General features: G+C 53.7%; 13 protein-coding genes. 12 read left to right on the forward strand and 1 reads right to left on the reverse strand.

All coding sequences use genetic code 11. The features are described from left to right. Positions 1-108 precede the first annotated feature (108 nt). Genes MKO97_RS11950 through MKO97_RS11965 form a run of 4 tightly spaced genes read left to right on the forward strand, consistent with a single transcriptional unit; the run spans position 109 to position 9,300 of the window. Entirely contained in the window at positions 109-5,160 is a 5,052-nt protein-coding gene (locus MKO97_RS11950; RefSeq protein WP_241103443.1) for a translocation/assembly module TamB domain-containing protein, read from the forward strand. Beyond that, positions 5,144-7,435, forward strand: coding sequence for a BamA/TamA family outer membrane protein (locus tag MKO97_RS11955; protein ID WP_241103444.1), 2,292 nt, complete (start codon positions 5,144-5,146; stop codon positions 7,433-7,435). The genes MKO97_RS11950 and MKO97_RS11955 overlap by 17 nt, the downstream gene beginning before the upstream one ends. A gap of 14 nt (positions 7,436-7,449) precedes the next feature. Continuing rightward, positions 7,450-7,983 (forward strand): hypothetical protein, encoded by a 534-nt coding sequence (locus MKO97_RS11960; RefSeq protein ID WP_241103445.1) that lies wholly within the window; start codon positions 7,450-7,452, stop codon positions 7,981-7,983. Positions 7,984-8,040: 57 nt separating this feature from the next. Continuing rightward, positions 8,041-9,300, forward strand: a complete 1,260-nt coding sequence (locus MKO97_RS11965; protein ID WP_241103446.1) for a DEAD/DEAH box helicase — start codon at positions 8,041-8,043, stop codon at positions 9,298-9,300. On the opposite strand, the gene MKO97_RS11970 is transcribed toward MKO97_RS11965, so the two are convergent. Beyond that, entirely contained in the window at positions 9,301-10,344 is a 1,044-nt protein-coding gene (locus MKO97_RS11970; protein WP_241103447.1) for an oxidoreductase, read from the reverse strand. Between the two features lie 102 nt (positions 10,345-10,446). Here MKO97_RS11970 and MKO97_RS11975 point away from each other — a divergent pair, with 102 nt between their 5' ends. From MKO97_RS11975 to MKO97_RS12010, 8 genes are all read left to right on the forward strand, one after another. Then, positions 10,447-12,411, forward strand: a complete 1,965-nt coding sequence (locus tag MKO97_RS11975) for a KUP/HAK/KT family potassium transporter (RefSeq protein ID WP_241103448.1) — start codon at positions 10,447-10,449, stop codon at positions 12,409-12,411. Between the two features lie 90 nt (positions 12,412-12,501). Further along, positions 12,502-13,821, forward strand: a complete 1,320-nt coding sequence (locus MKO97_RS11980) for a hypothetical protein (protein WP_241103449.1) — start codon at positions 12,502-12,504, stop codon at positions 13,819-13,821. Between the two features lie 69 nt (positions 13,822-13,890). Beyond that, entirely contained in the window at positions 13,891-14,823 is a 933-nt protein-coding gene (locus MKO97_RS11985) for a geranylgeranylglycerol-phosphate geranylgeranyltransferase (RefSeq protein ID WP_241103450.1), read from the forward strand. Further along, positions 14,810-15,391 (forward strand): Maf family nucleotide pyrophosphatase, encoded by a 582-nt coding sequence (locus MKO97_RS11990; protein ID WP_241103451.1) that lies wholly within the window; start codon positions 14,810-14,812, stop codon positions 15,389-15,391. The genes MKO97_RS11985 and MKO97_RS11990 overlap by 14 nt, the downstream gene beginning before the upstream one ends. Positions 15,392-15,501: 110 nt before the next feature. Then, complete coding sequence (locus MKO97_RS11995; RefSeq protein ID WP_241103452.1) at positions 15,502-16,680, forward strand: AI-2E family transporter; 1,179 nt, start codon at positions 15,502-15,504, stop codon at positions 16,678-16,680. Position 16,681: 1 nt separating this feature from the next. Then, positions 16,682-17,512, forward strand: coding sequence for an ABC transporter permease (locus tag MKO97_RS12000; RefSeq protein ID WP_241103453.1), 831 nt, complete (start codon positions 16,682-16,684; stop codon positions 17,510-17,512). Beyond that, positions 17,509-18,270, forward strand: a complete 762-nt coding sequence (locus tag MKO97_RS12005) for an ABC transporter ATP-binding protein (RefSeq protein WP_241103454.1) — start codon at positions 17,509-17,511, stop codon at positions 18,268-18,270. Before MKO97_RS12000 ends, MKO97_RS12005 begins: the two co-directional genes overlap by 4 nt. Before the next feature lie 9 nt (positions 18,271-18,279). After that, a complete protein-coding gene (locus MKO97_RS12010; RefSeq protein ID WP_241103455.1) occupies positions 18,280-19,029 on the forward strand; it encodes an MlaD family protein in 750 nt (249 codons plus the stop codon). Positions 19,030-19,049: the final 20 nt, after the last annotated feature.

Below are 19,049 nucleotides of genomic sequence, written 5' to 3' on the forward strand. Positions count from 1 at the left end.
TTTTCTTTTTGTAAAACCCTATGCAGAAAGTATAACGCCATATCCGCCACGTCGCAGCATCTTTGTACCTTACACCTCATGCGTTCGCCCGCCTAACCTGCCCTTGCCTTGAAACGAAAACTCCGGAAAACACTGCGAATCACTGCCTGGATATTGGGCTCCCTCATCGCTTTGTTCCTTTTGTTGGTTATCCTGGTGCAGGTGCCGTATATCCAGAACCTCCTCAAAGACAAAGCCGTCACCTATCTCGAAGGGAAAATCCATACGAAAGTCCGCATCGACCGTATCGAAATCGGTCTGCCCAAAAAGGTCATTGTCGAAGGCATTTACCTCGAGGACCAACAACGGGATACCCTGTTGTATGGCGGGAAGATAAAAGTCGATATCGGGCTGCTCGGACTCATCCGCAGCGACATCAACATACAATCCGTCGATTTAGAGGACGTAACGGCGAACATCCGGCGGGATGCCAACGGTCGCTTCAACTTCGACTACATCGTCGAGGCGTTCGCGTCGCCAAAACCCAAAAAAGCGTCAGAACCCACCCAAATCGATCTGGGCCGCATCCGGATCAAACGCACCCGACTGCAATGGGATGACAACACCTCAGGTAACGACCTCACGGCAAACATTCGCGATTTGGACGTCAATGTGACGGAATTCAATTTGGAAAAAGGCACGTTCGCGGTACCTGATATCAAAGCAGACGGACTCGCCCTGCGCTTCCACCAACGGAATCCGGTGGCGACATCAGCAGTCAAAGCCCCATCCAAAAAAGCAGCCGCGTCTTCTCCGTTTACGCTGGTATTGGATCGCATCCAACTTTCTGCCATCGACCTGGCTTACGATAGTGAACCGGGCAAAATGGCGCTGGCTGCGAAATGGAAAACCTTGTCGGTAAAGGTGAACGTTTTCGATCTTGAACACCAGACCCTCGACCTGGAACGGTTGGAATGGGCCAAAGTGGATGCCTTCGTACGAAAGAAACAATCGGGTGCTACGACGGCAAGTGCGGGTGAATCGACCGCGGATAACCGATGGAAGATCACTTTAAAAGAAGCGGACCTCTCGACCATCGCGTTCCGTTACGACGACGATAACGCCGCGCCCGGTTCCAAAGGCATGGATTACGCCCACCTCCATTTCTGGAACGTGAACCTGGGCGCCCGCAACCTCACCTACTCAAGCAGCGCCATCGCGGCCCGGATCCAAACACTGCAGGCCAGGGAAAAGTCGGGGTTGGACATACGTGACTTCCACACCGACGTGGCCTACACCAACACCGGCGTCGTGCTGTCGCATCTGTTGCTGCGAACCAACCGTTCCACCATCCGGCAACATCTCGCCGCTTCCTGGCCGTCGTTGGCGGCGTTGAAAGAGCGTCCCGGGCAATTATCGGTGGATGCGGATATCCGTTCCAGCGATGTGGCCCTTTCAGATGTATTGCTGTTCGCACCCCAATTGCGCGAGCAACGTCCGTTTTCCACCTATCCCACCGGCGTATTGCACCTGAACACGAAAATCGCCGGTCCGTTGGGCGATTTGCGTATTCCGACGTTGGAATTGTCGGGCCTCGGACAAACCCGCGTTCGGGCCGGTGGCCGGATTCGCGGTATTCCTGACCCGAAACGATTGGCGTTCGATCTCACGTTATACGAATTCCGTTCAGGGGAAGACGATGCCTTGCGATTGTTGCCGCCCAACACACTACCGCCCAACATCCGGTTACCAGAGCGATTCAGCGCCAACGGCTCGTTCAACGGCACCCTCACGCAATTCCGCACGAAACTGGCGCTGCGCAGTTCGTCGGGAGCGGCGGACGTGACGGCCTTTCTCGACCGACGGATACCCAAGCGGGAACGCTATGACGCCAGCGTCAAACTGACGAATTTCGATGTCGGACGGTTGCTCCGTAACGACTCCATAGGTACGGTAAGCCTGGCGTTTGCGGCCAAAGGCACCTCCTTCGACCCGAAACAGGCAGTAGGCATCCTGAAGGGAAACGTGACGAGTGCGCGCTACAACGGCTACACCTACCACAACCTCAGCCTGAAGGGCAACGCCAAAGCCGGAAACGTGACGGTGGATGCCAAAATGGACGATCCCAACTTTACCTTCCTGCTGGCTGGCGAAGGCGATTTCGGTGGGAAAGCACCTGCGGTAAAGATGCGGATGCAGGTAGACATGGCCGACCTCGAGAAACTCCAACTACACGCGGGGCCGCTTAAACTGCGGGGCGCTGTAGATGCCGACTTTCCCGTTGCCGACCTCGATGCTCCCAACGGACGGCTGACGGTGCACCATTTGGTGGTGGCGAATGCGACGGAACAATTCCCCATCGATTCCATCCAACTCACGGCCGTTTCGACTGCCGAACGTGATTCCATCACCCTGAAATCGCAGTTCCTGTCGGCGAAAATGACAGGGTCTTACTCGCTTACACAACTTCCAAACGCAGTCCGACGCTCGTTAGCGCGCTATTATCCTATGGAGGCGCCCGCGAATACGGCCACTGCGCCCCAATCGGTCGAACTGGAAGTACTGCTTAAGAACGATCCCCTTTTATTCAAACTTCTTCCCGAACTCAAAAGCCTCGAACCGGCCTCGCTTCGCGCGAGCTACCTGTCCGATGGCGACCGGATCGCCCTGGCGGTACAAATGCCAAAACTGGTCTACGGCACCACCAACCTGTCGGGTATTGACGCAACGGTCGACACAACGGCAGCCGGACTTTCCTATCTGGTCGTGGTAGACGACATCCGCAATGCCTCTTTGCAACTTCCGTATGCCCGCCTCCAAGGCCTTGCCAACCGGGATAAGGTGACCTACGACCTGCTTTTGAAAGACGTGAAAGATAAAGACCGCTATCATGTGAGCGGCGCTTTGGTTCCTGACGCGCGACGCATGGCCCTGCAGATCGATCCGGCGACTTTATTGCTCAACTACGAATCGTGGGCAATTCCGGCCGACAATCGGATTTCGTTCGGGCCGGGAGGACTCAACATCCGTGCGTTCCGTCTTGAAAACAACGGGAGTATCCTCGAGGCACAATCGGTCTCCGATCAACCGAACGCGCCGATTCGCCTGGTATTTGAAAGCTTCGACCTTCGTACGCTCACCGATATCGCCCAGCAAAGCAATCTCGATCTTTCAGGGACGCTTACGGGTACTGCCGAACTCCGCGACCTCGCCGGCACCGCGCAGTTTACATCCGACCTACGCATCGACCAACTGGGATTGCAGAAAAAGATCATTGGCGATGTTACCCTGAAAGTAGACAACACCTCACCGGGAACCTTGCAGGCGCGCCTCAACCTCACCGGAAACGACAACGACCTCGCGCTCAACGGCACGTATAAAACTGCTTCCGGTGCGCTCGATTTCGTGCTCGACCTCACCCGTCTTGACATGAAAAGTATCGAAACCCTGTCGATGGGGAATCTGTCCGACAGCGAAGGCTTCCTCTCGGGGCGCCTCTTGCTGAAAGGCACGGCAAGTTCTCCGTTGGTAATAGGCGACCTCCAATTCCACGACGTCGGGTTCCGCGCGAAACAACTGCAATCGAAATTCAGCGGTATCAATGAAAAACTAACGTTCGACGACCGCTTCATCCGACTGGATCGCTTTACCATACAGGATGCCGACGGCAACAAACTGGTAGTAGACGGGTCGATTGAAAACGAGAACCTTACACGCTTCGGCTTCGACCTTTCCGTTACCTCCCAGCACTTCAAGGTGGTAGATGCCGAAGAAAAAGACAGCGACCTGTTTTATGGAAAACTCTACGCCGATGCCCGTTTGCGGGTCAAAGGAAACAGCGACCGCCCGATCGTAGACGGACGCATTACCATTGCCGACGATACCGACTTTACCGTCGTATTGCCGCAACAGGATCCGTCGGTGCAAGACCGGGAAGGCATCGTCAAATTCGTCGATCGCGACAGCCCTTCCCTACTCGACGAACGCATACAGTTACGCGATTCGCTGGCGGTTTCGGACCTAAAGGGAATAGAGGCATCAGTCGATATCGAAGTAAAGAAAGAAGCCACGCTGTCACTCGTCATCGACAAAGGAAATGGCGATTACCTGAAGCTTAAAGGAGAAGCCCGGCTCACGGGGGGAATTGATCCATCGGGCAAAACCACCCTGACCGGACGGTATGACTTTACCGAAGGGGCTTATGAAATGACCTTTAACCTCATCCGCCGGAAATTCGATATCAAGGAAGGCAGTTACATCCTCTGGACGGGCGAACCGACTTCCGCCGACGTTAATATTACCGCTACCTACCGCGCACAGGCAGCACCGATCGACCTGGTCGAAAACATGATCGCCGACCTTTCGCCCGAACAGCGCAATCGCTACAAACAACGCATTCCGTTCAACACCCAGTTGAAGATGAACGGACAACTTTTGAAACCGGAAATTACCTTTGACATCGGCATCCCGGAAGGCAATTACAACGTGGCTACGGAAGTCCTGGACGCGTCGGAAGCACAGTTGGCACGACTCCGCCAGGAACCATCCGAACTCAACAAACAGGTTTTTGCGTTGCTGTTGCTCAACCGTTTCATCGGGCAAAACCCGTTTGCGAGTGAAGCCGGGGGCACTAGCGCCGAATCGTTGGCCCGACAGAGTGCCAGTAAAATCCTGTCGCAACAACTGAACAACCTCGCGGCCGACCTTATCAGCGGCGTGGAGGTGAATTTCGACCTCGAATCGACCGACGACTATACGACCGGGCAACGCGAGAACCGCACCGACCTTTCCGTAGGGGTATCCAAACAATTGCTCGACGACCGCCTTAAGGTGACAGTGGGCAGTAGTTTCGGGTTGGAAGGGCCGCAACAGGCTAACGAGCAAACCACGAATATTGCCGGCGATATTTCGGTGGACTACCAATTGACGAAAGACGGACGCTACCTGGTGCGGGCCTATCGCAAAAACCAATACGAAGTGGCGGTACAAGGACAGGTGGTGGAAACCGGCGTGGCCTTTATCATTACGATGGACTATAAGAAGTTCCGGGAACTGTTCCACCGTTCAGAGGAAGAAAAAGCCCTGCGCGCCGAACGCAAACGACAGGACCGGGCCCAACGTGTAAAAGAAAAAGACGACGACCCCAACGAAAAGGAACGCGAAGATGAAAAGAAGTTGTAGTATCCTCCTCGTGATGGTGTGGCTGTTGGCCGCGTGCACCGGACTCAAAAGCGTTCCGGAAGGCGATCTGCTGTATACAGGTGCGAACGTCACCGTGAAGGGAGACGCGGTGCCTAAAAAAGAACGCAAGGCGCTCCGGGCGGAACTGAAAGAACTGCCCCGTCCGCAACCCAACCGGAAGTTCCTGTGGATGCGGCCGAAACTCTTCTTCTATAACCTGGCAGGCGATGTAAAGAAAGACAAAGGGTTCCGTCACTGGCTGAAATTCAAAGTAGGCGAACCGCCCGTATTGTTCAGTAAGGTTGACCTCGACTACAACGGCAGCGTGCTCGCGAACCGCTCGGAAAACAACGGCTTCTTCAAAACGATCATGAGTGTCGACTCCACGCGAAAGGGCAGAACCGCACGTGCGGATTATACCGTTTCAGTCGGCCCCCGCTACCGCATACGCAACGTCGACTTCCCCTCCGACTCGACCCAGGGAATTGAAAAGGCCATCGGAAACACTGTGCGCCGCACCTTCCTTAAAAAAGGCGAACCCTACAGCCTTGAAACCATCAAAGCCGAGCGCGAACGCATCGACCAGCGACTGAAACAACGCGGCTATTATTACTTCAACCCCGATTACCTGTTGGTGGAAGTCGACAGCACCGCCGGGAAATACGAAGTCGACCTCACCGTTCGCGTCAAGTCGGAAGCGCCGAAAAAAGCGCTGGTGCCGTATCGCATCCATAACATCGTGGTCTACCCGAATTTTAGCCTGAACGACAGCGTCACCGATCAGGATGTCGTAGAGAAATCCTTCAAAGATTTCAGCATCATCGACCCCGAACGGACGTTCAACCCACGCGTTTTCGACCGCGTGTTGTTGTTCCGGAAGAACGACCTCTACAACCGTCGGAACCACAATTTGTCGCTCAACCGGCTTGTCAATCTCGGTACATTCAAGTTTGTCAAAAATGAATTCCGTCCCGCTAAAGACACCATTGGCGACTTCCTCGATGCGTATTATTTCCTGACGCCCCTTCCGCCGAAATCCATACAGGTAAAACTGTTGGGAAAAACGAATTCGGCGAATTACACCGGCACCGAACTCAACGTCGACTGGAAGAACCGCAATACCTTCCGTGGGGCGGAACTGCTGACTATTTCAGTTTTTGGTGGGATGGAAGTCCAGGTGTCCGGACAAAACAAAGGATTCAATGTCTACCGGATCGGCGGGCAGGCGAGTTTGGTGTGGCCGCGCTTCATCTCTCCTTTCCCCCTGAATACGTCGGGTGGGTTCGTGCCGCAAACCAAAGCGGAAGTCGGCTACGAATATCAAAAACGCGACAAGTTGTATGCCCTCAACACCTTCCGCGGCCAGTTTGGCTATCTGTGGAAAGACCGCATCGAAACCGAACACCAACTCAACGTCACGGAGATTACCTATGTGAGTCCACAGAACGTCACGCCGCTGTACCAATCGCAGATAGACGATGTTCCGTCGTTGCAGAAAGTCATTGACAAACAGTTCATTTTCGGTCCGACCTACTCGTATACGTACACCAACACCATGCGGAAGCGGCTTCGGCATACGTTTTACTTCCATGGCAAAGTCGATCTGGCGGGCAACGCGGCGGGTCTCTTGTCGGGCGCCGATGTAAAAGCCGGTAACCAAAAAGAATGGCTGGGTGTGGCGTTCAGCCAGTTTGTCAAAGTCGAAACCGAGCTGCGACACTACCTGAAATTGGGCGAGAACTCGCAGTTGGCGAGCCGGATCATCGCCGGAGTGGGCGTGGCGTATGGGAATTCAATCGAAATGCCCTACATCAAGCAGTTCTTCATTGGCGGCACGAACAGCATCCGCGCGTTTCGCGCCCGTTCCATCGGCCCCGGCCATTTCGACGTCCGGACGCTCGACAGCGACTTCCTGCCCGACCAATCGGGTGATGCCAAATTAGAATTCAGCACCGAATACCGGGCCAAACTCTACTCAGTCGTTCATGGCGCCCTCTTCCTCGACGCCGGAAACATCTGGTTACTGCGTGACGATCCGGAACGACCGGGCGCACGACTCACCAATCGTTTCTTAAACGACCTGGCGGTAGGAACCGGTGCGGGATTGCGCGTCGACCTTTCCTTTTTGGTACTGCGACTCGACCTTGCCTTTCCGCTTCGCGTGCCGTACTTACCTGACGGCCAAAAATGGGTGGGCGACCGTATTGCCTTTGGAAACCCTGATTGGAGACGCGACAACCTTGTGTTGAACATCGCGATTGGGTATCCGTTTTAACGTACTTTTGCGCCATGCCGGCCTTATTCCATCGACGTAACTTCCACAAACACACCTTTTGCCTTTGGCAGGAACGGCCCAAGACCGAACTCGAAGGCCGCGTGCCCGATTTCACCAGCCGCACGGGCAGCCGCTACTTCTTTGACGCGACGGGTGTATACCGCCTTTCGGATCACTGGGCCCGTGTCGCGAATTGCCGTTGGCGGTTAGAAGGAGGCGCCGGACGCGGACAACGCCTCGGCTATGCCAAATGGACGGATTTCCTGCCTGACGACGACCACCAGCGACTCTATTGGATTGCCGTGGATTTCGAGCGGAAGGAAGCGACCTACCACCATCGCGACCAGGGGACGGTAAACGGATGGCTGCGTACGACGCCACAAACGATACGACGCATGCGGGAGGTTCGCAAGATTCTGTGTACGGATGAATGGGCCGCCTATCTGGACGGTGACGTCGAACAAACCCGTCGCGAATGGGTTTCGGAACTCATCCAAACCGACCGCACGCTGGCTTCCATACGCACCTCTGGACCCTCGGGTCGATAAATCGTCAGGGAATCCCTATCTTTGCGGCTAAATTCCCCAAAGGAATAACCCACGTTAATGAATTTCAAAGACTTACAGCTATCGAGCAACCTGCTCGAAGCGATACAAGATAAAGGTTACACCACTCCTACTCCTATCCAGCAACAAGCCATCCCAATTATCCTAAAGGGCTCTGATTTAGTAGGATGCGCCCAAACCGGCACCGGAAAAACGGCGGCTTTCGCCATTCCCATCATCCAGCAACTGCACCGGATGGGTTCCAGCAAACGCAAACTGATACGCGCCCTGGTGGTGACGCCCACCCGCGAACTCGCCCTGCAGATCGGCGAGAATTTTGACGAATATTCGAAATACACCAACCTGCGCCAGGTGACGGTATTCGGTGGCGTGTCGCAAATTCCGCAAGTCGACCAGTTGCGCCGCGGAGTCGATGTATTGATCGCCACGCCCGGACGCCTACTCGACCTTCACAAACAAGGTTTCATCGACCTTGACCACCTGCATACACTCGTCTTGGACGAGGCCGACCAAATGCTCGATATGGGTTTTGTGAACGATGTCAAGAAGATCGTCAAACTTACGCCTGACAACCGGCAGACGCTGCTTTTTTCAGCCACCATGCCGCTCCCGATACGCGAACTGGCGGAAATGTTCCTCAAAAACCCGGAAAGTGTTTCGGTGACGCCGGTTTCCTCTACCGCAGAACGCGTGGAGCAGGAAATCTATTTCGTCGAGAAAAACGAGAAGCGAAACTTGCTCTACCACCTCATCCGGAATGAAAACCTCTCGGATGTATTGGTCTTTACCCGCACCAAACACGGAGCGGATAACGTTGTGCGGGCCCTGCGCAAAAAAGGTGTAGCCGCGGAAGCCATCCATGGCGACAAATCGCAGTCGGCGCGCCAACGCGTGCTCGAAGCCTTCAAAGCGAAAGAAGTCGGCGTGTTGGTGGCCACCGATATCGCCGCACGGGGTATCGACATCAGCCAGTTGCCGTATGTGATCAATTTCGATCTACCCAATGTGCCCGAAACCTACGTGCACCGTATCGGCCGAACCGGTCGCGCGGGCCGTGCGGGCAAAGCGATTTCCTTTTGTGGGAAAGACGAAGCGCCTTACTGGCGTGACATCCTGAAACTGACGAAAGTGGAAGTGGATATCGTCTCCGAGCACCCGTGGCCATGGCAGGACGGCACTCCGGAGCCCGGCGCTGTGCCGCAAAAACCAGAGCCGACCCAGAACAACAACCGGAGTGGAAAACCGAAAGCATCCCGAAAATCAAGCGGTTCGAAGAAAAACAAGCGCCGCTGGTATTGATCAGCGGAAGGTAAGCCGTACTACTTTGCCACGACCTGCCGCATAGGCAACCGTCGGGGAAGCAAAGCGAACGGTATACAAATCCGATACAGACGAAAGCAAATGCCAGGTCTGGCCAGCATCATCCGAACGATGGATGCCCGTAGCGCCGACCGTCACCCATCCCTTGCCTTTACTTCCCGGGACGACTTGTATACATGAGATATAACCGGGTCCCTGGCCGCCACTCACCAATTGCCAGGTCTTCCCGCCGTCATGGGTAATCGCTTTATTGGCGACATTATCGTCAGGCTTGTCATAATTCCCGCCCACGATCATGCCCGTTTGGGCGTCTGCAAACGCAAGGGAGAAAATACCCGTCATCGTTTCGCCCTGCCGGATGGGTGTATCTGCTACCGACCAGGTTTTTCCCACGTCGGCCGAATGAAACACACGTGCTTTTTGTCCGCCCGATGCCATCCACACCTGCTGTCCCTTCACCGAAACACAACTGTTGCTCGACGCGAAGGCCGCTTCGCCCGCTGCTATTGGCGGAAGCGTGGTACAGGGCGTTTTCGTCCAATGACGACCGCCGTCGGTAGTTTGGATGACCGATAGGCAACCGCCCACCGGATCTCCGATGGCCACTCCGTAGGTATCATCCCGAAAAACCATACTGTCATAAAACACCGACGCGCCGTCTTCGCGGTACACACAATCCGCTTTTCCATCCTGTAAACTGACGCGAAAAAGGGTGGCCGGACTTCCCACATTCAATACAAATACAGCATCGCGGGTGAGGGCAATACTGCGCAATTCGGATGTGAGGGTATCGATTTGGCGAAGGGTTACGTCTCGTGTAGCGAGGTGGATGCGGCCTAACCGTCCGTTATCCGCGCCAAACCAAAGGTCGGATGAACCTACTTCCAGCGCCCGGATACTGGCTTTTCCGGTAAAAAGTGTGTCGATGGTAACGGAGGTGACCGCTTGCACAGGGGCCAAACGTGGGGCGCAGCCCGATAACCCTCCGCACACGACGATGAACAGCACGATAAGTCGCTTCATCCGACGAAGATACGTAAACCCTCACAGAAATAAATAATATGCCATTCCCGCACCGAATGGTCAAAAATACGTACTTTTACACCCTTATTTCTTACATCCTGTATGAGCTCTTCCAAGCACCTGAGCAAACTATCGCTGGCTGGACTTTTCATCACTTTAGGGATTATCTACGGAGATATCGGTACGTCGCCGCTCTACGTGATGAAAGCCATCATCGACGAGCATAAGATTCAGTCAGATTTGATTTTGGGGGGCGTTTCCCTTATTTTCTGGACCCTTACGCTGCAAACCACGATAAAGTACGTCCTCATTACCCTCAACGCGGATAACCACGGTGAAGGGGGTATTTTTGCGTTGTATGCGCTGGTCAAGCGTACCAAAATCCAATGGCTGATCGTACCCGCTATCATTGGGGGTTCCGCGCTGTTGGCGGATGGGATCATCACGCCTCCGATCTCGGTTTCATCGGCGGTTGAAGGATTGCGCTACTTCGATCCGGAAATTGACACCGTACCGATTGTTATCGGTATCCTCTTCCTGCTTTTCTACATCCAGCAATTCGGAACCAATCTCGTAGGGAAGTTCTTTGCGCCCATGATGTTTCTGTGGTTCGGGATGTTGGGCGTGCTCGGCACCATACAGATTGTCGGCCATCCGGAAGTATTCAAGGCAATTAACCCTTATTATGCCTACCAACTGCTGGCCAACACCGAAGACCAGGTCAGTGCGTTCGTGCTGTTGGGTGCCGTATTCCTTTGTACGACCGGGGCTGAGGCCTTGTATTCCGACATGGGACACTGTGGGCGTAACAACATCCGCGTGAGTTGGATGTTCGTAAAAGTCATGTTGGTACTCAACTATTTCGGCCAGGCGGCCTATCTCATCCAACACGAGGGGCAGACCCTTTCGATGCTTGATCCGGACAACGGAAACCCGTTCTATATCATCATGGCCGATTGGTTCAAGCCGTTCGGTATCGCCATTGCCACCATGGCGGCGGTCATTGCGTCGCAAGCCCTCATCAGTGGGTCCTTTACCCTCATCAATGAGGCCATGCGTCTCAGTTTCTGGCCGAAGGTGCGCATCAAATACCCGACCGACCTGAAAGGACAATTGTATATTCCTTCAATTAACTGGTTGCTGTTTTTAGGCTGTGTCGGCATTGTCTGGCACTTCCGTGAATCAGCCGCGATGGAAGCCGCGTATGGGCTCGCCATTATCCTGTGTATGATCATGACAACGGTATTGCTGAATTACTACATGATCCTGAAAAGGGTGAAGTGGTATATCATGTCGCCGTTGATTGCGTTGTATCTGGTCATTGAAATCAGCTTCCTGGTCGCCAACAGCAAGAAATTCCCGGAAGGTGGTTATGTAACACTGGTCATCGCCATTGGCCTCATCGGTATTATGTCGGTGTGGTACCGTGCGAAGAAAATCAGCAAGGCGTATACGAAAATCGTAAAAATAGCCGACTACAAGCAAGTACTGTCCGATCTCAGCAAAGACCTTTCCATTCCGAAATATGCTACGCACCTGGTCTACATGACCAATGCCGCCCGTGTAGACGAGATTGAAGAAAAAGTCATGCACTCGATCCTTCAGAAACGTCCGAAACGCGCGGATATCTATTGGTTCATCCACGTCAACATCCTTAACGAACCGTACCGAACCGATTATAAGGTGACGGAGATCATCGAGGAAGACCTGATCCGGATCGACTTTAACCTTGGCTTCCGCGAACCGACCAAGATCAACATCATGTTTAAGGAAGTGGTCAAGGATCTGGTGAAAAATGGCGAAGTAGACATCACCAGCCGCTACGAGTCGTTGAATAAGAACAACATCATCGGCGACTTCAAATTCGTGCTTTCGGAAAAATTCCTGTCGAATGACAGCGACCTGAGATGGCATGAGAAGATCGTCATGAACACCTACTTCCTTATCAAGAAGCTGAGTTTGTCAGAGGAAAAAGCCTTCGGCCTGGATGCCAGTTCGGTTAAAGTCGAGAAGTTCCCGATGGTGCTGCATGCCCCGGAACGCATCTGCATGAAGCGTGTGGAATAGCGAAAAATCGGATTTTTCGTTAAACTTTTCCCAACCCGATTACAAATGGCCCGGTTTTTTCGTCTATGTGATATAGAAAAAATCCTTATTATGAAAACCAAAACAATTTTCCTGATGCTGATGGGATTCCTTTCATTTGGAATGCTGCATGCGCAGGACCGGACCACCGTCACTGCTACCAGCAGCGACATCAGCGATAACCTCGACCTGAAAGCGGTTGCCTCTATTTTTGGCGATTCGCGCGACCTCGAAGATTTTGAGCGTAGACTCAATGACCCTAAGATCCAGATTTCCAACCTAGACCTTAATAACGACGGCTACGTAGATTACCTGCGTGTCATCGAAACCACCGAAAAGAACCTACACCTTATCGTGGTGCAATCGGTTTTGGAAAAAGACGTCTTCCAGGATGTAGCGACGATCAACGTCGAACGCGACGGTGATCGGGTGTCGGTGCAGGTCGTAGGGGATGTTTACATGTATGGCCCGAACTATATTTATGAGCCGGTGTATGTCGTACGCCCGGTTATTTTCGGTGTCTTTTGGGATCCGTACTACCGTCCGTATTATTCACCCTGGTATTGGGGATACTATCCTACGTATTATACCTATTGGAGTCCCTACCCGATCTACCGCTACCGTCGTAACATATACGGGCACATCAACGTGCACAACCACTACAACTACGTAAATGTGTGCAACCCGCGCGCCTACCGACTCTATGACGGCCGTCGCCAGAACGGCTTCGAGCGCCAGAACCCAGGTCGTTCGTTCTCGCAACGTACACAGGTAGATAACAAACGGGATTACGACCTGGTACGCCAGGATACCCGCGGCGGAACACGCGGCGGAACCCGGGCTGTATCCGGAAGTGGCACCCGCGCCAACACTACACCGGTGCGCGGCACTTCAACCGGAACACGCCAGGGAGGCAGCCTCCAGAACGGACGTACGGCTGAAACCGGAACACGCTTCACAGGCGGCACACGTCAAACGACACAACCGAATCGCGCACAGAGTGGCTCTCTCGAAGGGACTCCGACGCGCCCGAGTACAGGCACTACAAACGGGCGCACCGCAGAAACCGGAACACGCTTTAATGGCGGTACACGCCCGACCGCACAACCGGGTCGTGCCCAAAGCCAGAGTGGTTCTTTCCAAAGCGGAAGCACCAGCCAAAGCAGTACTGTTCGGGTAACGCCACAGCGAGACAGGAGCAACAGTCTCGAGACGCCCCGTACGACCAGCGCACCTACACGTGCCACTACGCCGTCACGCAGCTTTACTCCGGCACCTTCGTCAGGAAGTACCGAACCCGCTGTACGGACGGCGCCACAGCGTAGCTCTGGTTCTGCCCGCCAGGAAAACAGCAGTCGCCGTGGCGGTAATGAGGGCCGCGGACGAAGCTAAAAAGTAAATAACACCTGAAACCCGGATAATGCATCCGGGTTTTTTATTTTTGCCTACCAATATGACACCATGGCTTTTCTACGACTGATCCGCTGGCCGAACTTACTTATGATCGCACTGACGCTTTGTTCGGTGCATTACGGCCTATTTAAATCCGCTCACTTTCCCGTTGCCCTTAACGACGCCCGGTTCGCGCTTCTGGTGCTGGCCACGCTGCTGATTGCGGCAGGCGGCTATATCATCAACGACGTTTTCGATCAGTCGACCGATGCCATCAACCGCCCTGACCGCGTGATCATCGGACGGCATATCTCTGAAAAAACCGCCTACAACCTGTATGGCGGTTTCACCATTACCGCCGCCATCATTGGCTATTACCTTGCCGACTATGTAGGACATACCAACTTTGTGGGCGTCTTTATCCTCTCGGCGGCCGTCCTCTACCTTTATGCCTCCAGCTTCAAGCAAAGCCTGTTGATCGGGAATGTATTGGTGAGCCTCCTGACGGGCATCGTCGTATTGGTGCCGGTGGTGTTCGATCTTGTACCCGTAATCGTACCTGAAACACGGGAGTCACTGACGACGCTGGCCAGAATTTGCTTCGACTATGCGGTTTTTAGTTTTGTTATCTCGCTCGCGCGGGAGATTACCAAAGACCTCGAAGACGTAGAAGGCGACGCCAAAACGGGTATGAACACCACGCCCATCGCGTTTGGGATACACACTACCAGGATCATAGTCTTCGTCATAGCCGCGCTGGCGGTTGGGACGTTGTTGTGGTATATATTCGAATACTTCGTCACAAGTAGCCTTTGGTTCGTAACGGCGTTCCTCCTTCTCGGGGCGGTCGGGCCCTTGCTTTTTGTCCTACTGCGTATCTTCCGCGCCTCATCGCCGGGCGAATTCCGCACCCTTTCCACGGCGTTGAAGATCGTACTTTTGGCTGGTGTGTTTTCCATCAGTGTCGTTTCCCTAAACATCCTCTTCAATGCTAAAGGATAAACTCAGCCGCTATCGGGTCATCCTGGCCTCGGGATCGCCGCGTCGCCAGCATTTCCTGCGCGAACTCGGACTTGACTTTGTAATTGAGGTCAAGGAAGTAGACGAATCCTTTCCCGACCATTTAAAGGGAGGTGACATAACCGCCTTTCTCTCTGAATTGAAAAGTGAGGCGTTTGGCCCGTTAGGGGAACACGACATCCTGATTACCAGCGATACCATTGTATGGTTGGAAGACCGCGCATTGGGAAAACCTACAGACCGTGAGGATGCGATTGCGATGTTGGAAGCCCTTTCCGGACGCACACACCAGGTGATGACATCGGTTACCTTCCGGACGCCGTCAGGACATGAGACGCTAACGGAAACCACCGCCGTCACGTTCAATTCCCTCACACGGGATGAGATCGAATATTACATCGATCACTACCGTCCTTTTGACAAGGCGGGCTCTTACGGTATACAGGACTGGATCGGGATGGTGGCCGTAAAACGCATCGACGGGTCGTATGCCAACGTAATGGGGTTACCGGTTGACCGGGTATATGACTACCTGAATACACATTTTTAGACGCCGAAATCTTACAAGACACGGACACATTTCTGTAATGCGATAGCTGCCAAAGCGCCGCATTTTTGTAGCGTCACCGCTTTCTGACGGCCGACGCAAAACAAAATGAAATGAATCCTACCCTTCACTTCCCGGCACCGGTTCGGCTTGCCTGCGTGCTCATCAGCCTTATCGCCCTTTGTTATATCGCCTATGTAGGCCAGGATGTGCTTATTCCGTTGGCCATGGCGGGTTTATTCGCTATCCTCGTACGGCCTGTAGCCGGGTTCATGGAACGACGTCTTCGGTTTCCGCAGGTGTTGGCGTCGATTGTGGCTGTATTGCTCTTTGTGGTCGTCCTCGGTGGAATCGTATCGTTTATTTCGTGGCAGGTCAGTGACTTTGCCAGCGACTGGGATCGTATCAAACGCAACTTCACCATCCATATCTTCCACCTGCAACAATACATCTACCAGCATTTTGGCGTCAGCATGGACGAGCAGCAGGAGTACCTGAACAGCGCCACCAAAAACGGCATGAAATCCGGACGGGCGCTGATCGGAACCACCTTATTGTCGGCAACCGACACGCTTATTACCGTGACCCTGATCCCGGTTTATATGTTCCTTATCCTGATTTATCGCACGCATATGATGACCTTTCTCTGCAAATTGGTCGACAAGGCGCACCACCCGCGGTTGAAAGACATCATGTCACAAATCAAATTCGCCGTCAAGAACTACCTGATGGGACTCACGATCGAGATGTTCATCGTTTCTTTCCTGACCGCACTGGGCTTTTATATAGTAGGCGTGGAATATGCACTGTTATTGGGCGTCCTGACCGGACTGCTGAACCTCATCCCCTATATCGGCATCATGGTCGCCTGTGTCGTGAGCATTTTTGCCTCGCTTACGGCGTCGACGGACATTTCGATCATTGTCGGCGTTTTGGTTGTAAACGTTATCGTGCAGTTAGTCGACAACAACATACTCGTGCCGATGATCGTCAGCTCGAAGGTGCAGGTAAACGCGCTGGCCTCGATTGTGGGTATTATCATCGGCGGGATGCTAGCTGGCGTGACCGGGATGTTCCTCGCGATTCCGATCATCGCCATCCTGAAAGTTGTCTTTGACCGTATCGACTCCCTTGAACCCTGGGGATATCTGTTAGGGGACGATATCCCGCGCACCTTCGAGTGGCACCGCATCCGGCTGCCGCGCTATGCCCATGTGGCAACCGACGAACCCCTGAAAGAGACCGTATCCGCGGAAGCGACATCCGTACCTAAAAAACGCAAAAAGACCTAACATGGAGACCACCAAAACTACCCTGGGCCAACGTGTGCGGACGCGTTCTGTTCGGCTGTCGGAATCGACCCTCCGCAAAAAAAACCGCTTTGAGCAATTCCTGGCGGGGACGGCGGACGGCGTGCTTTTCACCGGACGCGTGATCGCCAATACCTTCAGTCGGGGATTTGAATTCAAGGAGTTCTTCCGCCACTGTTTTGAGGTGGGAAACAAGTCGCTCGGACTTATCTCCGTCACCGGAATTGTGGTCGGCCTTGTGCTGACCATCCAGTCACGGCCTGTGTTGGTCGATTTTGGTGCGGTCACCATGCTTCCGGGGATGGTCGCCGTTTCGATGATACGCGAAATGGGCCCGGTTATGATTGCCCTCATCTGCGCCGGCAAGATCGGATCGAGTATGGGCGCTGAAATCGGGTCAATGCGGGTGACGGAGCAAATCGATGCGATGGAAGTCTCTTCTGCCAACCCGATTCGGTTTCTGGTTGTGCCGCGGGTGTTGGCCATCACGCTGATGCTACCCTTATTGGTGTTGTATGCTGATGCGCTCGGGATCATGGCCAGTTGGGCCGGCGCCAATATCAAGGGCGATGCCAGTTTCGTCTTGTTTATGAACCAGGCGTTCGGGCAGTTGGCTTTTTCTGACTTACTTCCCGCGTTTATCAAGACGTTCTTCTTCGGGGCCGTCATCGGTTTGGTAGGATGTTACAAAGGATACAATGCCGGACGCGGGACGGAAAGTGTGGGACGTGCGGCCAATTCTGCCGTAGTACTTTCGTCTTTGCTGGTAATCATCGTCGATTTGATTGCCGTTCAACTAACTGATGTGATATGAAAACGACGACCACTGATACGCCCATCATCGACGTCCGCGACCTGCGAAAGAGTTTCGGCACCACCCGTGTGCTGGACGGCGTTACCTTCCAGTTGCGAAAGGGTGAGAACCTGGTGATACTGGGGAAATCGGGTACCGGGAAATCGGTGTTGATCAAATGCATCGTGCGTTTGCTCGACGCCGACAGCGGCACGATTACCGTCCTTGACCAGGAAATCAACTCGCTCAAAGGCGACGCGCTTGGGGAAGTCCGCCGCAGTATCGGATTTCTCTTCCAGAGTGCCGCTTTGTATGATTCGATGACCGTGCGGGAAAACCTGGAATTTCCACTCCGCCGCACCGGCCTCAAAACGACCCAGGCCGAAATTGACCAGAAAGTGAAAGAAGTACTCGACGATGTCGGCCTTCCCGAAGCCATCGACCGGATGCCCTCGGAATTATCGGGTGGTATGCGAAAAAGAATCGGACTGGCTCGGACATTGATCGTCGATCCGGCGATTATATTATATGACGAACCCACTACCGGCCTCGATCCGGTTACATCCGACGAGATCAGCCAGTTGATCAACAGTGTCCAGAAACAATACAATACCTCCTCCATCATCATCACACACGATATTGAATGTGTGCGCACGGTGGCCGACCGCATCCTGATGCTGAAAGACGGCACGCTGTATAAAGAGGGCTCCCTCGACGAATTCGAATCGTCGGATGACCCATTGATCCAATCCTATTTTACCTCCAAACGAAAGTCCTAATACTACCACATGAATACGCAAAGCACCACCTTCAAAGTACGCCTCGGCCTCTTCGTTTTTACGGGTATCGTACTCTTTTTCCTTGCCTTGTTCCTAATAGGTAAGCAGAAAAACCTCTTCAATCCCGTCTTCCAGTTGCGGGCCAACTTCCGAAACGTCGGCGGCCTGCAAGTGGGCAATGTCGTCCGTTTTTCGGGTATCAACATCGGGACCGTCGACAACATCCGGATCTTGAACGACACGACCGTTCGGGTCGACATGCTCATCCGCCAGGACGTAAAACCCTTTATCAAAGAAGACGCCCGGGCCGGAATCGGTTCGGAAGGCATTATTGGAGATAAGGTTCTCGTTCTGTCGCAGGGGAATTCCACCCATGAAATCAAACCGAACCAACTCGTCGCCTCGAACGAACCGACCGACATGGATGCCGTGATGCGGAGCCTGAGCGTTACCGCCGACAATGCGGCCGTGGCTTCAGAGGAAATGGCCGAAATCCTGTTGAAAATCAACCGCGGCGACGGAACGTTGGGTCGTTTGATACAGGATAAAGAGATCGCCGAAAACCTCGACAAAACCATGGAAAACCTCAAGAATTCGAGTAAAGGACTCGAGGAAAACATGGAGGCTGCCAAGCACAACTTCCTGTTACGGGGGTACTTCAAGAAGAAAGAGAAGGAAAAACGCGAGAAAGAAGAAGCCGCCAAAAAAGAAGCGAAAGAAGCGGCTGCGAAAGCGTCGAAAAAGGCAACAAAGAAATAGGATTGCCGTTACTAAAGGCA

Source organism: Flavobacterium sp. HJ-32-4 (genome assembly GCF_022532105.1).
In the GTDB taxonomy this organism is placed as follows: Bacteria; Bacteroidota; Bacteroidia; order Flavobacteriales; family Flavobacteriaceae; genus Flavobacterium.

Bases quoted from the DNA above. Each gene is read 5' to 3' on its own strand.
- MKO97_RS12010 (WP_241103455.1), top strand. From the start codon at position 18,280: ATGAATACGCAAAGCACCACCTTCAAAGTACGCCTCGGCCTCTTCGTT.
- MKO97_RS11975 (WP_241103448.1), top strand. From the start codon at position 10,447: ATGAGCTCTTCCAAGCACCTGAGCAAACTATCGCTGGCTGGACTTTTC.
- MKO97_RS11980 (WP_241103449.1), top strand. From the start codon at position 12,502: ATGAAAACCAAAACAATTTTCCTGATGCTGATGGGATTCCTTTCATTT.
- MKO97_RS12000 (WP_241103453.1), top strand. From the start codon at position 16,682: ATGGAGACCACCAAAACTACCCTGGGCCAACGTGTGCGGACGCGTTCT.
- MKO97_RS11990 (WP_241103451.1), top strand. From the start codon at position 14,810: ATGCTAAAGGATAAACTCAGCCGCTATCGGGTCATCCTGGCCTCGGGA.
- MKO97_RS11960 (WP_241103445.1), top strand. From the start codon at position 7,450: ATGCCGGCCTTATTCCATCGACGTAACTTCCACAAACACACCTTTTGC.
- MKO97_RS12005 (WP_241103454.1), top strand. From the start codon at position 17,509: ATGAAAACGACGACCACTGATACGCCCATCATCGACGTCCGCGACCTG.
- MKO97_RS11985 (WP_241103450.1), top strand. From the start codon at position 13,891: ATGGCTTTTCTACGACTGATCCGCTGGCCGAACTTACTTATGATCGCA.
- MKO97_RS11965 (WP_241103446.1), top strand. From the start codon at position 8,041: ATGAATTTCAAAGACTTACAGCTATCGAGCAACCTGCTCGAAGCGATA.
- MKO97_RS11970 (WP_241103447.1), bottom strand. From the start codon at position 10,344: ATGAAGCGACTTATCGTGCTGTTCATCGTCGTGTGCGGAGGGTTATCG.
- MKO97_RS11955 (WP_241103444.1), top strand. From the start codon at position 5,144: ATGAAAAGAAGTTGTAGTATCCTCCTCGTGATGGTGTGGCTGTTGGCC.
- MKO97_RS11995 (WP_241103452.1), top strand. From the start codon at position 15,502: ATGAATCCTACCCTTCACTTCCCGGCACCGGTTCGGCTTGCCTGCGTG.